We start from the raw sequence: 14,333 nt of genomic DNA, 5'->3' as shown, positions 1-14,333 counted from the left end.
TTACCGTTTGCTGGGGATCGGAGCTGAATTGCCCGTGGGTTGTGATATGAACGACTGGGAAATCAGCCCGATCGATCTGCTGGCGGAAGCGATCGCTTGTAAACTTTTCGTTGAGTAGTTCTACTGCCGCAACAGTATTCGCTTTGACATCTGCAACTTCTTCTACCACTTCAGGTAGAGGAGTCAAATTTGGCGGAGCGTTAGGAGCGGTAAAACTGGGACTTTTTTCAGATAGACCAGCAATCAAAGCCTTCAATTGCTCCTTTTGTAGAGCTTGAGGTTGCCGCAACTGCGAACCTAATGCGACTGAAATACCGTACTGTTTTACTAAATAGTTTTGTCCGTCATGCAATAGCGCCATTGGTAAATTTTGAAAAGGGCTGTCTAGGACAAATACTAACGTCCCCGACTGCGGTAAATAGGATTTTATGGGTGCAAGTAGCAAGTTATAAAGTTTTTGAGTATAGGTCAGAATTTCTCTTTCATCCGTATAGACAAATCTTGGCTCTTGCAAATTAAGTAGCAAATTATCAACGTAGCTTCTTACCAATGCCGCATTCTGAGTGTAGCGATGTAGGGAGCGATCGGGCGAACGGACTATGACTTCTACATCCTTCTCTAGTTGAATAATATGAACGATCGCTGGTAGATTTTTAAAGAATTGAATTTTGTCTAAAGAAACGAGATCGAGTTTGCCGCACTGGAGAAAATTTTCTAATTCTGCTACCTGAAGCCTTTCGTTAATTTGAATTGCGCGTTCGAGATTGGGATGAGAAGTTGATAGCAATAACTTAATGTATTGTCGGTAGACGGGTTCGACCTTCTCCTTAAATGAAAATTGCAGTTCTGAATTAATTGAGAGAAGATTATCTCTCAGGAGATCGAGGTTGTCAATTGCACCTGCATATGCCTCTCTAGCCTTGTCCAATTCTCCTGTAGCTTGATACAAGCGAGCCAATTCTTGCTGCCACCGATAAGCAATATCCCAAGCTCGAATCGATTGGGCTTTCCCTAATGCTGTTTCTAGAAATGGTTTGGCTCGTTCGGTTCTTTCTAGTTGGAAGTAGATTTTACCTAGAGTTCCTAAAGCATAAGATTGCGCTCGGATATCTGGTAATTTTTGAGCAGCTTGTAGAGACTTTTGAGCTAAAGATAGTGCTGTCAGTAAGGGCTGTTTCTTTGCTGGGAAAAGCAATTGACTTAACTCTCGCTCTTGGCTAATTTTTATCAAGCTCTGGGCAAAATTGAGTTGAGCATAGATAGATGGTATAGCTGATAATTGCGAAAACCGAGCAGCTAACAGCGGTTTAATTAATGGCTGGATCTGAGATGGCGTATCATCCAGCGACACTTTAAAAGTTAAATTAGCTTCAAGTGCCGTTCTCCTGAACTCTAGTAATAAACTCAGTTGGTTGAGTCGTGCTTGTAGTGCTTCACCACTTCGAGCAGAGTTGGCAATTTGCCGATACAGTGCAAGTGCTTGGTTAATCTTGTCTTGTACTTGCTTTTGTAACTTATCTTTTGCCAAGGGTTCTTCTGTTAACTGGTATCTATCGAGCGATCGCCTGTATAAAGTTGTTTGAGTGTTAGCTAAACTCAGCAGAATCTCGTTGAAATCCCGTTCTACGTTTTGGCGTTTGGCGATCGAGAGTGCTTTTTGCAAAGCAATTTCAGACTCATCGGGTTTACCTAGTAGCCTCAGCACATCACCAAGACTATGTAACCCAGCTACTAAAACAGATATATCCGCTTGCCCTTGGAGTGCTTTATCTAGAGATTCTCCGAACTTTTTGGGAGTAGAATCGTCTACCTCCACTGACTCGCAAATCCATTCTTCTAGCTCGATGACTTGCAGTAGAGTTTTTCAAGCGCGAGGATATAAGCCCTTTACTTGTAAAGCCAGACTTTGATTCACCAAGCTGCCTTTCACACCAACGCGATCGCCTGATTGCTGGTAGATTTTTGTAGCTGACTGCCAAGTTTGTAAAGCGTTACTTGCCTGTCCTCGATCCAATTGCTTGTGACCTGCTTGGGTTAGCGATCGCGCTTGGTGATGCTGTTGTATATTTGTTTGAGTTGCCCCAGCCAAGAAGACAGGTAATCTTGCTCTGCTAGCTCCTGGCTGACCCAGAAGAATCAATAAGGATAGACCGATTCCCAACAAAAAGTATTTCAACCAGTACCAAGACTTACTCATGCTGTCGTGCTGTATTTTCTGAAGGTAAAGATTCTCTAGTCACGGGTTGCAGCCGACACGAGAGAGTAGAAACAAAACTATCTGAGATGGCAATATTAGGCTCTGCTGTTAAAATAATTGTGCCATCAGAATTTTGCCTCCAACCTTGTGCCTCGACTAGCTGTGTTGGTTCTCCAGATATTGATGAGTTCGGTTCTCCTAAATCCTCACTAGCAATAGCGGAAACAGAATCGTCATGCCAGCCCTTATTGCTGGAGAGCAAGTCATCGGGGCTAGATGGAATACCACCAGTACCAGTGATGACATATTCACTTACCCCTGCATTCGCTCTTCCTTGACAAACTGAGGCGATTTCAGGAGTCGAGCGGATAACTTCTGGCTGAGTTAGATCGCGGCTAGGATTGACGAGCAAAGTATTAATTTGGACAGTGCCATTAATTCCTAACTGCAACCTCAAGAGATAGCTGCATAATTTAGAATAGCTTTGAATTTCAGGTTTGTACTTCAAAACGCTATACTGCTGCTCAGTGCAAAGTCATCTTTTAGCGCCTAAATCGCTGACACGATCGTAGGCTCTCAAATTGTATCAATTAATTTAACAAAGTCATCAAATTTTGACATTTCCTCGGATTGAGATAATTTTGATATACAGGATTTTGAGAATAGCTACAAGCTCTAAAATGTAAGTAATATATGTATTGCTAAAACACTTTGGGGTAGTGGAGGTCGTGGGTTCGAATCCCGCCGCTCCGATTAGGTCAAATCCTCGATCCAGAAAGAGTTCTGGCGTTTTAGGCGCTGGAACTCTTTCTGCTGACGTAACTGACGAGGAGTGTCAATTCTCAGACATCCTTAATGAGGTGCGAATCATCAAGGACGCAGTTTAGTATAAATTAAATTACTGTCAGGCGCAGCAGCGACGTAGATAGTTACCAACTTTTTCGATTTATTGGTTTTGGAGCCAGGTAAATAGATTGGCGGGATTTTTGACATCTAATAATTTGAAATCTAACAACGTCACTCTTTATCTTCGCTAAACCTCCTCATCGTTGGCTAGATTGAACTTTAAATCGTCCAAAACGTACTTAGATGAAATTCGGCGATCCTGTTGACGAACAAAAATTTTGTACAGAGCCACTAACGTAGGTAGAAAGTAGGAGCAAGTGGTGATAAGGAATACAACTAAAGTGGAGATAAAACTGAAGGTGAAGAAAATTTCTAACTGTGACATAAATTTATCCAATTTCTCTAGAGTACTTTAATGACTGACTAAATTTCAGAGTAGTTATGCCTCTGCCTACTGCTGGGTTTGTACTTTGATGCCCATAGCGTCTCTGCTGGCGGAAAAAAGAGGAATAGTACGAACGACCACAATGAGAATGAAAGTGAGAACGAACGACGGGGAAAAGCAGGTTGAGTCAATCGCGATCGCTCTTTGCTACTCCAAACAGTAACTATGCCAGCTAGCAAGGCAATGAATGTCAGTAAAGAGAGCAACATAAAACCTCCTAATAGTAGAAATACTCGATCTCGTCCTGTCATGCATACGTTAGCAACTACAGCAATTAACGGCAATATTTCTTAACCATTACAGAAAATTGTTACAACTCTAAACAAGGCTCTTAATTTGCTTTGGCGATCGCCTGGTGCTAGAAATGTTGCTCGAAGCTAGACAGGGAATAAGATTGAGCTGTACTACGGTTTCAATAGGAAGTGTCAGAACTATGAGACAGATGTAGAACGCGCGCTCAATTATGATTCTCAACAATCAACTTGGGGGAAGCTTGGCAAACTCCAGTTGAAGTTTCTATAAAGTCTCAGAAGACACTAGTTTTTAGATTTCAGTTCAATGACTGCGAACATTAGCTGTGTTGCTAGGTAAATATTCTAGTTATTTTTATCACAATGAAACTTGAGATTTATCTCTTTCCTTAGTTAGAGGATTGAGCTTTGAAGAGTAGTTATCTTGTTTGTTATCCATAGGAAGAAGCAAGAATAATACGCTCGAACAGTACAAAGTCTTTTGTGCTAATAACAGCAAAACCTCAATTTTTTGAATTGCTATTCACTTAGCGATTCAAACTTTTTATGCTCAAATAAGCAAATACAGCAAAGATAAATAGAAATATTAAAAATAATTTTTATTGTTTTCTTTTGCAGCCAATTTATTTCTAAAATGTTGTTATCTATCTGGTGTAAAACACCATGACGCTAATTCATGTTGCCCTTGAGTTGAATAATAAAAAAGCGTAGATTTACAGTAAAGTATTGCGATCGCGCTTCAACTCAAATCGGCAGTTAGAGAAAATGTGAGTAAAATTCATGGCAACAAAATTTCCTAAGTTTAGCCAGGATCTCGCCCAAGACCCGACAACTCGTCGGCTTTGGTATGGGATTGCTCAAGCTCACGACTTTGAAAGCCACGATGGGATGACCGAAGAGAACCTTTATCAAAAGATCTTCGGGACTCATTTTGCTCAAGTGGCAATCATCTTTTTGTGGACATCTAGCCTGCTGTTCCACGTCGCTTGGCAGGGCAATTTCGAGCAATGGATTAAAGATCCACTGCACGTCCGTCCCATTGCTCACGCAATTTGGGACCCACAATTTGGTAAAGCCGCAGTCGATGCTTTTACCCAAGGTGGGGTAAACTATCCCGTTAACATTGCCTACTCTGGGGTTTATCACTGGTGGTACACCATCGGGATGCGGACGAATGGCGACCTCTATATGGGTGCGGTGTTCCTGCTACTGCTAGCGTCTGTCTTCCTATACGCTGGCTGGCTGCACTTACAACCCAAGTTCCGTCCCAGTCTTTCTTGGTTCAAGAGTGCCGAACCTCGCCTCAACCACCACCTAGCAGGTCTATTTGGCGTTAGCTCTCTGGCTTGGGCTGGACACCTAATTCACGTTGCGATTCCCGAATCTCGCGGTCAGCATGTTGGTTGGAATAATTTCCTCACCACTTTGCCACACCCAGAGGGATTAAGACCGTTTTTCACGGGGGACTGGGGTGCTTATGCTGTCGGTCCCGACACGGCGAACCACGTATTCGGTACGTCAGAGGGTGCAGGTACGGCAATTCTGACTTTCTTGGGTGGTTTCCATCCCCAAACCCAGTCCTTGTGGCTGACGGATATGGCACATCACCACTTGGCGATCGCAGTCATATTTATCATTGCCGGACACCAATACCGCACCAACTTTGGTATCGGTCACAGCATCAAAGAGATGCTCAACGCTAAGAACTTCTTTGGGATTCAAACAGAAGGTCAGTTCAACTTGCCTCACCAAGGGTTGTACGACACCTATAACAACTCGCTGCACTTCCAACTGTCTATTCACTTAGCAGCGTTAGGAACGGCGCTTTCCTTGGTCGCGCAGCACATGTACGCGATGCCTCCCTATGCCTTCATCGGGCAAGATTTTACGACTCAAGCAGCGCTGTACACGCACCACCAATACATTGCGATCGCCTTTATGATAGGAGCGTTCGCCCATGCGGGGATCTTCTGGGTACGCGACTACGACCCAGAACAAAATAAGGGTAACGTTCTCGATCGCGTCTTGAAGCACAAAGAAGCGATTATCTCCCACTTATCTTGGGTGTCTCTCTTCTTAGGCTTCCACACTTTAGGGATTTACGTCCACAACGACGTAGTGGTTGCCTTCGGAACTCCTGAAAAGCAAATCTTGATTGAACCCGTGTTCGCACAGTTCATTCAAGCTTCCCACGGTAAAGTTCTATATGGTTTTAACACTCTGTTATCAAATCCCGATAGCATTGCTTCCACAGCTGGCGCGACCTATTTACCAGGTTGGTATGAGGCGATCAACAACACCACGAACTCTCTGTTCTTGACCATTGGTCCTGGTGACTTTTTAGTACACCATGCCTTTGCTTTGGCGATCCATACTACTGTTTTGGTTTTGGTCAAAGGTGCGTTGGATGCCCGTGGTTCTAAGCTGATGCCCGATAAGAAAGACTTCGGTTATGCCTTCCCATGCGATGGTCCCGGTCGGGGTGGTACTTGCGACATCTCTGCTTGGGATTCCTTCTACTTAGCTGCTTTCTGGGGACTCAATACTGCTGGTTGGGTGACGTTTTACTGGCACTGGAAGCATTTAGGTATTTGGCAAGGCAACGTAGCTCAGTTTAACGAGTCTTCTACCTACCTCATGGGTTGGCTGCGCGATTATCTCTGGCTATACTCGGCTCAGTTGATTAACGGCTATAACCCATATGGCATGAATAACTTGTCTGTCTGGGCTTGGATGTTCCTGTTCGGACACCTGGTATGGGCAACTGGTTTCATGTTCCTGATCTCTTGGCGCGGTTACTGGCAAGAGTTGATTGAAACTTTGGTCTGGGCGCACGAGCGGACACCTCTAGCCAACCTAATTCGCTGGAAAGACAAGCCGGTAGCTATGTCTATTGTTCAAGGTCGTCTTGTTGGTTTAGTTCACTTTGCGGTTGGCTACATCCTTACCTATGGCGCTTTTCTCATTGCTTCAACCGCTGGTAAATTTGGTTGAGGTTGTAGAGGAGAGATGCATGTTTAATTGAGACTGTACGAACGTTAGATGTAGCGTCTCTACATAAAGCCCCACCTATTTCCATCTTATAGGTAGGGTTTTTTCTTATGAGTTTTACTTGCCTTTCTCAATTAGGTAAAATGCTATTTTGTAGGAACTTACGTCAATATATCTCTACTGCATATGCCTGCGAAAAACGATCTTGAAATTAGTAAAAATTTGTGTTGTTTTCTAACAACAACTTGTAGCCATATAAACATAGTTTTTTAACAACTATCTCTTTCTTTAGTTAGTGTTGAGCTTCTAATCCATCTAGTTAATCTATAAATAAGTGAATTCTCTGCCTCATGCAGACTTACTGTCCTAGATAGCTTTCCTGAAAGAGACAGAACTGGTATAGTTTTTCTTCTCTCATTGGGCACTGGTTAGCTTTCTGGGATTTTTACTTTATTGGCGCAAGAAAAACCGCCAGTGATACCGCTGGCGGGTAGGAAAAGGCGACAATTAGCTTAATATTAGATTGGCAATACTTTTGAGTCGAACCGAGCTAAGGGTTAATGATGCCGAAGTAGAGAGCAGCAATAAAAACGAGAATTGCCAGAGTCACTACGCTGAGAATGATGCGAAACTTGGTATTAGGCAGTTGCTCGCGCGTTAGTACGTTATCTGCTTGTACCTGAGTTATCGGTTCAGATTTCGAGTCGGGATTAATGTGAGAAGTTGTGTCGTTTGATAAAGCAGGAGGGGTTTTCGATGCCGGATCTGGGCGCGCAGTTTCGCGGTTATCTATTTCGGGAGCTGTATCCTTGGGAGAGTCGGGGGTTTCTGTGTTTGGTGTTTGGTTGTCTGGCGATCGCATGATTGTTTAGTTGTTTTTTAATAACACATGTATTGCCATAGTTTCAAATATTTATTAGTGACTGCATCTTTCTAGAGAACCAGCTGGTTGAAAAATAGTTCTATCAAAGGAGTTAGCTCGATCTAAAGTTTAGTTGTAATGCTAAATACAATACCAACCACTCGCTGTTTGTACGCCTGCGCTGCCGTGCGAAACAAGGGATCGATTTGTGAGCTTGAATACCAGCAATTTTCTCAATCCGTCTGTAACTTGGCTGAAGCCTTAGCAAAGTGCGATTGCCATCTCTTATATTGAAAATACAATTTGTTAAAATTTTTCTCAGACTAAAATATATCCTCAGTCTAGGTAAAACAGACTGAAAGGATGAAGTTGTAATTCTTAGAGTTCTTCATGATGAGAGATGAAAAGGTACTTCACCAATTGCGCCAAAAGAGTGGAAATTTATGTTCGGCATTGGAGAGTATGTGCTTCATCAAAAGACAGGGCACATCGGTAAAGTCATTGGTTACGGACACGAAATACTTAATGGTGTTTATACAACGACACTGAAAGTACTGGTAGATTACGCTGAAACTTCTGAAAAGCGAGGAGTTGTAGAAGAGGACTTGCATTCAGCCTGGGTAAAGTGGATAAAGTCTTAATGCTTCTACCTAATAGGTAAGCACAAGAGTTGGCTAAGCATTAATACTGATGAAGGATTGATTTGTAGCATCATCCTAAATTAAATCAAACAGCTCCACAAGTTGCGGCAATAAACAACGTAACAATTATGGCGGAAATTTTCGATCTAGGCATGAGTGATGAGGAATACTTGCAACTGACTGCTCAAGGTAGAAATCCAGTGCAGGAACAGATTCTTGTCAGGAACCTTATCCGCGCCGGAGTACCAGCAGCAGAAGCCAATCGAGTTGCACCATTACTGCAAAAATTAGTCCGTTCGCCTCAGGAGGAAACTTTGATTAAAAAGATTTGGCAGCAAGTCAGAAGCCAATAAATTGAGTCGCTTCGCGCCAATTTACGCATTATAAATTCACGCATTAGTTTTTTGCAAATCTGGTCGTTCTTCTGAAAGAATTGCTCCTTCTACAGGGCATACTTGCAGACAAATACCGCAGTCAATGCAGCTAGTAAAGTCAATCCAGTTCCAATCAGTGCCTTTGATGTTTTTGCCTGAGCCTGGATAAATGCAGGCAACGGGGCAGGCATCAATGCAATCGGCGACACCTTCACAAGTGTTAGCAATAATTGTATATCCCATAACATCTCCATTCAAAATACCTTTACCCAAGAGCTTTGAAGAGAAAATTTATGAATTGCCTTTGTGTAAAAGCAAAAATCTCTACTAAAATCCAGGTTTCTATAACTTTATTTTTTATCCTTCCATCTAGAGATAGAACGTAATAGTCAACCACTCTGTTATCATTAATACAAGAACGATCTGGGTTATTGCTACGTGTAGATTTTAGCGATTGAGAATGACGAACTAAATAAAATTAAAGCAGTGTAATTGTCAATAAGTTCCTGCTATATACTGATGTTTTTAATATAAATATTTAAGTAGTAAATCACACGTAACGAGTAGAGATCGAGAAACGCAGATTGTATTTTATACAACAAGTTACAGCTAAAAAAGTATCACAGAGAAGTTTTTTGTAAATCTGGTTGTTCTTCTGAAAGAATTGCTCCTTCGACAGGACATACTTGTAAACAAATACCGCAGTCAATGCAGCTAGTAAAGTCAATCCAGTTCCAATCAGTGCCTTTGATGTTTTTGCCTGAGCCTGGATAAATACAGGCAACGGGGCAGGCATCAATGCAAACGGCAACGCCTTCACAGGTATTGGCAATAATTGTATATCCCATAACATCTCCATTCAAAATACTTTTACCTGAGAGCTTTGAAGAGAAAAATTTATGAATTGCTATTGTGAAATAGAAATACAAAAATATTCACTAGAACAGAAGTTACTATAATTCTTATTTTTCTTCCATCTGGGGTCAAAGCGTAATATGAAACTGCTCCGTACTTATTATACAAGAAAGCTCTTAATTATTGCCGCGTGTAGATTTTGGTGGTTTAGAATGAATTGCTCAAAAAAAGATTAAATCAGTATCTTTTTTAATAAAAATAGCTACGATTTGTAGGAATGCTTTTTCTGTGCGTCCCTACGCATATATTACACCTACATGGGAAACGCTATATCATGCAATATACCTATGCCAGGAGTGTAAATCTTTAAGTATTAAGCCATATCTAAAGATTAAAGTTAAGAAATGCTAAGTGTGCTTTATAAAACAAGTTTTTTACTGAAAACTTATCTCTATAGGTATATGTCAATTACCTTTTAGTCTTTAAGAATTGAGACTATGGAGGTGAAAAGCAACCCATTTATAGTTTTGTAAATGAAGTTTGAATGAAATAGTAAACGAGGCTAGCGTTTCAAGCATAATCGAGGTAGCTACTAATTTTGGCAGAAAATAAAATAAATTCTTCTGGTTCTAGCTGGAGATACTTAAACAGATCGTAAAATAATACTTCTTCGATATTTAATACTAGACAATTCTCCTTTCGTGTTTCATAAAACGATGAATTTTGAAAATTATTTTTGAGTAAAAAGGTGGTTTGCGATCGTGTCTACTTTCTCTCAAAATGAGTATTCCAAGAAGAAAGACGATTTGTCTAATCTACGTTTTGAAGCTAAGGTTATGCGGCTTCGAGCTTACAAAATGCGGATTGACGCTTTAATGATGCGTATTAGAGCAAGGGCTATACTCGAAGAAAATCGGAATTTAGTTGCTATCTATCAGGAATGGTTTGTCAAGTAATACTTATGGTTTAGCGATCGCCTAGATACAACGCAAATTCCAGCAATTCATCTAACTGCCGATATTTGGAGCAGTCTGTTACCCTTGCCACAACTATATAAAACTTGACACTAAATAGCGGCAGCCAAAAGCTAAGATCGTTGTTACTTGCTAATTTCAATGATGGATTTCTAGTGTTGGATCGAGCTGTCTTCGTCAATTCATGGCAATGAAAGATGAGCAAAAGACAAAAGAGCAACTGATTCGAGAGCTGGTTGCACTGCGTCAGCACTTGGTTGAGCTAGAAAGCGCCGCACAGCAGCAGCAGGTAACAGAGATATTACAACAGCAAACTCAGCGAGAGCTATTGGTAGCAAGAATAGCGCAGCGCATTCGGCAAAGCTTGCAACTAGAAGCAGTGCTAAACACAACTGTTGTAGAAGTGCGGCAGTTGCTTCAAGCAGATCGAGTGTTTATTTACCGCTTTGAACCAGACTGGGGTGGAGTCGTAATTGTTGAATCTGTAGCGCCTGAATGGACATCGATGTTAGGTAGCAGACCTAAAGACCCGAGTTTTGCTCCAACTTTCGTTGAATTATACAAAAAAGGTCGCGTGCAGGCGACAGCAGATATTTATGCGGGAGAACTAACCGAGTGCTATGTGGAGTTTTTGGCGAAGTTTCAAGTACAGGCAGACTTAGTAGTACCAATATTGCAAGCAGAAGAGTTATGGGGACTGCTTGTCGTGAATCAATGTGCAGCACCACGACAATGGCACCAATGGGAAATTGATTTGTTGCGCCAACTGGCGACACAGCTGGCGATCGCACTTCAGCAAGCGGAACTTTATCAACAATTGCAAAGCGAACTGGAGGAACGGCAGAAGACGGAGAAGGAATTAAAACGCCAGCAACAACTTCTAGCACAGTCCAACAGCGACCTGCAACAATTTGCTTCTGTTGCTTCCCACGATTTACAGGAACCACTACGCAAGATTCAAGTTTTTGGCAATCAGCTCAAAGAGAAATTTAGCGAAGTACTGGGAGCGCAGGGGCGAGATTATATCGAGCGAATGCAAAGCGCTGTCGGTCGGATGCAAAGCTTGATTGATGACTTGCTCGTTTTTGCACGGATTGCCACCAGAGCGCAGCCATTCGTAGCGACGAATCTAGAACAAGTGGTGCAAGAGGTACTGTCTGACTTGGAAGTGCGGTTGCAACAGACAGGAGGAACAGTAGAAGTAGACAAGCTACCCACCATTGATGCTGACCCAGTACAAATGCGACAACTGTTTCAGAATCTGATCGGAAATGCGCTGAAATTTCATCGTCCTCAAACACCACCAGCAGTCAAGATTTATAGCCAACCGGTCGCTCCACTCCAGAGCGAAGCAGAGGACTCAGAAGATGTCGCGGCGTGTCAAGTGATAGTGGCAGACAATGGAATTGGGTTTGAGCCAAAGTATCAGGAGCGGATTTTTCAAGCATTTCAACGCCTACACGGTCGCAGTCAGTACGAAGGTACAGGCATGGGGTTAGCAATTTGCCGCAAGATTGCCGAACGGCATGGAGGTAGTATTACAGCTACAAGTACGCCAGGACAGGGGGCAACATTTATCATCACATTGCCAATGCAGCATCAACAGGTGCTACTAGATGAAGAGTTGCTGTAAAGTTTCCCAGCCTCTGCGAAGGACGTGGGAAACTTTCTACTATAATTGCCGATCGCTTATCGCTTCATAACAAATTTAGGCAGGCGAAACGACTTGTTATTTTCATTGTTGCTGCCAGCAAAGTAAGCCCAAGAACCAATAGCGGCAGCTAAGAGCCAACCGAGGATTAACACTGCTACTGGGAGCGCGATTGAATCTACCATGACACAACCTCCTTGAATTTGGGATTTACCGAGTTAGTTGTGTGCGCACACCATACCTTCTTAACAACGGGATCGAAGGACAGCAACATTTCTGAACAGAAAATTCTAAATTGTTACATATCTACGTTTGTCTCTCAGAGAGTAACAGCCTCAACCGCAGTTTGGGGATCGCTACACAGTCGTTGCTGTTTTACTCAATCGTTGTGTTTTGAGTTTAAGTCAGCGATCGCAATTCTGAGAAATTCTCACCTGTCTGATTTAAGATTATGCATTTTTTGCATAGAAAGTTGCAATAACTGTTTCACTCGTGCAGAAATTTTGGAGCGCGATCGTATCGTTAAGCGAACGTCGATCTCTATCTCAGAAGAGTGTAAAGAAGAGAAAAATTTTTGAAGTGTGCGATTGCGATCGCGAAAATTTCGATAACATGTGTAGCAAACATGCAGTCCGATCGATTGACTCTCAAAGCTTTGATTGCTTATCTGTTGTCTTAGTACATAAAGAGGTACTGTAGGCTGGATGAAATTAGCCTAATAATGTAGTTGCGTCTATAGGAAATGCTCATGAGAGACATCAAAATAGACTTCTTGAGGTTTTTAGGTTTATCTCTGATTATTCTCGCTCACGTCGATCCACCAAGTTGGCTGGCTCAACTCAGAAACTTTGATGTAGTTTTAATGGTCGTAGTTTCTGGATTAGCATTTACACAATCCCGAAAAGCAGAATCTTATCAAAGTTATCTCTGGAAAAGAATCAAACGGTTACTCTTTCCCGTTTGGCTTTTCTTATCTTTCTACTTTTTAGCGAATACTGGATTGTCACTCTTAGGAAAGACCGCGTTAATTCCTCTAGAAGTTATATTAGATAGCTATACACTTACCGAGGGAATTGGCTATGTTTGGATAATTCGAGTATTTCTTCTAGTCGCCCTAACAGCTCCTTTTATTTCAATCGCAAACCAGAGAGTTAAAGACCATAGGGCTTATTTCTCCATCTTAATCTTTTCATATTTACTATACGAATTGCTCTTGGCTCTAACTTCGCGATACACTACCAACTCTTTAGGAGAAAATGTGTCGTTGTTTGTCTATTATGGGATAGCATTTTCGTTGGTGTTTGCTATTGGCATTCGGCTCCCGCAATTAAGAAAAGCTGAATGTTTGATTTTGGCAGGATTTTTTCTATTAACATTTGCTGTTTTAGGAATAACTTACTTGACTCAACAGGGCGAATTAGTCACTACGCAAACTCGTAAGTATCCACCTTCTGCGTATTATTTTTCCTATGCTATGGGTATGACTGTTTTAGCTTACCTAGTGGCAGACAAATGTATTCCAATTATCAGGAATTTCAAAAAATTAGAGTTTTGGATTTTATTTATTGCCCAGAACAGTATGTGGATATATCTTTGGCATATACCAATAGTTGAGTTTTTTGAGCAGAATAGTTATTTTAACTTTCTAATTGAATATTTTGTTGCTTACTCAGGGGCAACGCTAATTACCTTCTTTCAAGTTTCTGCCGTCAAAAAGTGGCTTTTACCTACTATAAAGCAAGAATCTTTAAAAAAAGACTTAACAATTCTTTTGACGGGCTAAATAATAAGTGCTGTCTGTCTTGAGCGAAATACACAGACTGTAAGGGCGTACCCCTGTGCGCCCCTATTCATGCACGCAATCGACAATTGCTTTGTAAATTAACTTGAAAAAAATTGATTAATACAGAAACGCAAACAAGTCAAACAAACTAGAACTGAAGTCATACATTGTCTTAAACGTAACTGTAGACAAGTCGTTTGTATCTTGAATAAATATCAGCCTTTTGCCTGCTTGCCATGATGAAAAGTATTTTTGTTTCAAAGGGAGTAGGAAGTAGGGAACCCATGCGCCGTAACATAAGATTGAAACAATGACTGATTGTGTTTCGTGCTATGCATCTCAACATAATTGTTTTTGATTAGTGGGCTATAAACCGAATGGCACTAAGATAAGCTGAAACGCTCATGGTTCAAGCAGTTTGTAATTGTCTGCGTAACTCATGTCTGGGTTTTTTCATCAAGGG

15 protein-coding genes are annotated in these 14,333 nt (G+C 41.6%); 6 read left to right on the top strand and 9 right to left on the bottom strand.

The genetic code is table 11. From position 1 onward, the window contains the following. The 4 genes from ACRC32_RS19605 to ACRC32_RS19590 form a co-directional block, all read right to left on the bottom strand. On the bottom strand, positions 1-1,816 hold a 1,816-nt coding region (locus ACRC32_RS19605; RefSeq protein WP_438555548.1), incomplete at its 3' end, for a CHAT domain-containing protein. Between the two features lie 48 nt (positions 1,817-1,864). After that, positions 1,865-2,197: a hypothetical protein gene (locus ACRC32_RS19600; RefSeq protein WP_438555547.1), complete on the bottom strand. Its 333-nt coding sequence runs from the start codon at positions 2,195-2,197 to the stop codon at positions 1,865-1,867. Beyond that, complete coding sequence (locus ACRC32_RS19595; protein ID WP_438555546.1) at positions 2,190-2,705, bottom strand: hypothetical protein; 516 nt, start codon at positions 2,703-2,705, stop codon at positions 2,190-2,192. The genes ACRC32_RS19600 and ACRC32_RS19595 overlap by 8 nt, the downstream gene beginning before the upstream one ends. 761 nt (positions 2,706-3,466) lie before the next feature. Then, complete coding sequence (locus ACRC32_RS19590; RefSeq protein WP_438555545.1) at positions 3,467-3,772, bottom strand: hypothetical protein; 306 nt, start codon at positions 3,770-3,772, stop codon at positions 3,467-3,469. 747 nt (positions 3,773-4,519) lie between these two features. Between ACRC32_RS19590 and psaB the strand changes: the two genes are divergently transcribed. Further along, on the top strand, positions 4,520-6,733 hold the full coding sequence (psaB, locus tag ACRC32_RS19585; RefSeq protein ID WP_438555544.1) for a photosystem I core protein PsaB: 2,214 nt from the start codon (positions 4,520-4,522) through the stop codon (positions 6,731-6,733). A 547-nt stretch (positions 6,734-7,280) separates the two neighbouring features. Here the strand turns inward: psaB and ACRC32_RS19580 are convergent. Then, positions 7,281-7,592, bottom strand: a complete 312-nt coding sequence (locus tag ACRC32_RS19580; protein ID WP_438555543.1) for a hypothetical protein — start codon at positions 7,590-7,592, stop codon at positions 7,281-7,283. Between the two features lie 443 nt (positions 7,593-8,035). On the opposite strand from ACRC32_RS19580, the gene ACRC32_RS19575 reads away from it, so the two are divergent. Together ACRC32_RS19575 and ACRC32_RS19570 are read left to right on the top strand one after the other, a co-directional pair. Next, positions 8,036-8,233 (top strand): hypothetical protein, encoded by a 198-nt coding sequence (locus ACRC32_RS19575; RefSeq protein ID WP_438555542.1) that lies wholly within the window; start codon positions 8,036-8,038, stop codon positions 8,231-8,233. A 128-nt stretch (positions 8,234-8,361) separates the two neighbouring features. Continuing rightward, positions 8,362-8,586, top strand: a complete 225-nt coding sequence (locus ACRC32_RS19570; RefSeq protein ID WP_438555541.1) for a hypothetical protein — start codon at positions 8,362-8,364, stop codon at positions 8,584-8,586. A gap of 36 nt (positions 8,587-8,622) precedes the next feature. Here ACRC32_RS19570 and ACRC32_RS19565 read toward each other — a convergent pair whose 3' ends face one another. Together ACRC32_RS19565 and ACRC32_RS19560 are read right to left on the bottom strand one after the other, a co-directional pair. Further along, positions 8,623-8,850 (bottom strand): indolepyruvate ferredoxin oxidoreductase subunit alpha, encoded by a 228-nt coding sequence (locus ACRC32_RS19565; RefSeq protein WP_438555540.1) that lies wholly within the window; start codon positions 8,848-8,850, stop codon positions 8,623-8,625. Positions 8,851-9,227: 377 nt separating this feature from the next. Then, positions 9,228-9,455, bottom strand: coding sequence for an indolepyruvate ferredoxin oxidoreductase subunit alpha (locus ACRC32_RS19560; RefSeq protein ID WP_438555539.1), 228 nt, complete (start codon positions 9,453-9,455; stop codon positions 9,228-9,230). A 768-nt stretch (positions 9,456-10,223) separates the two neighbouring features. Here ACRC32_RS19560 and ACRC32_RS19555 point away from each other — a divergent pair. Then, positions 10,224-10,418: a hypothetical protein gene (locus tag ACRC32_RS19555; RefSeq protein WP_438555538.1), complete on the top strand. Its 195-nt coding sequence runs from the start codon at positions 10,224-10,226 to the stop codon at positions 10,416-10,418. 10 nt (positions 10,419-10,428) lie between these two features. Here the strand turns inward: ACRC32_RS19555 and ACRC32_RS19550 are convergent, their stop codons facing one another. After that, the gene (locus tag ACRC32_RS19550; protein ID WP_438555537.1) at positions 10,429-10,578 is read right to left on the bottom strand and encodes a hypothetical protein; all 150 of its coding nucleotides are present in this window, start codon (positions 10,576-10,578) and stop codon (positions 10,429-10,431) included. Between the two features lie 48 nt (positions 10,579-10,626). Here ACRC32_RS19550 and ACRC32_RS19545 point away from each other — a divergent pair, with 48 nt between their 5' ends. Next, complete coding sequence (locus tag ACRC32_RS19545) at positions 10,627-12,069, top strand: sensor histidine kinase (RefSeq protein ID WP_438555536.1); 1,443 nt, start codon at positions 10,627-10,629, stop codon at positions 12,067-12,069. A 56-nt stretch (positions 12,070-12,125) separates the two neighbouring features. Here ACRC32_RS19545 and ACRC32_RS19540 read toward each other — a convergent pair whose 3' ends face one another. Beyond that, complete coding sequence (locus ACRC32_RS19540; protein ID WP_192159836.1) at positions 12,126-12,272, bottom strand: hypothetical protein; 147 nt, start codon at positions 12,270-12,272, stop codon at positions 12,126-12,128. A gap of 563 nt (positions 12,273-12,835) precedes the next feature. Here ACRC32_RS19540 and ACRC32_RS19535 point away from each other — a divergent pair. Continuing rightward, on the top strand, positions 12,836-13,870 hold the full coding sequence (locus ACRC32_RS19535) for an acyltransferase family protein (protein ID WP_438555535.1): 1,035 nt from the start codon (positions 12,836-12,838) through the stop codon (positions 13,868-13,870). Positions 13,871-14,333 lie beyond the last annotated feature (463 nt).

Origin of the sequence: Chroococcidiopsis sp., from assembly GCF_051657925.1 — a bacterium.
Classification (GTDB): domain Bacteria; phylum Cyanobacteriota; class Cyanobacteriia; order Cyanobacteriales; family Chroococcidiopsidaceae; genus Chroococcidiopsis.
The sequence above is the reverse complement of the archived record's forward strand: the minus strand, read 5'-3'. Positions and strand labels throughout refer to the sequence as shown.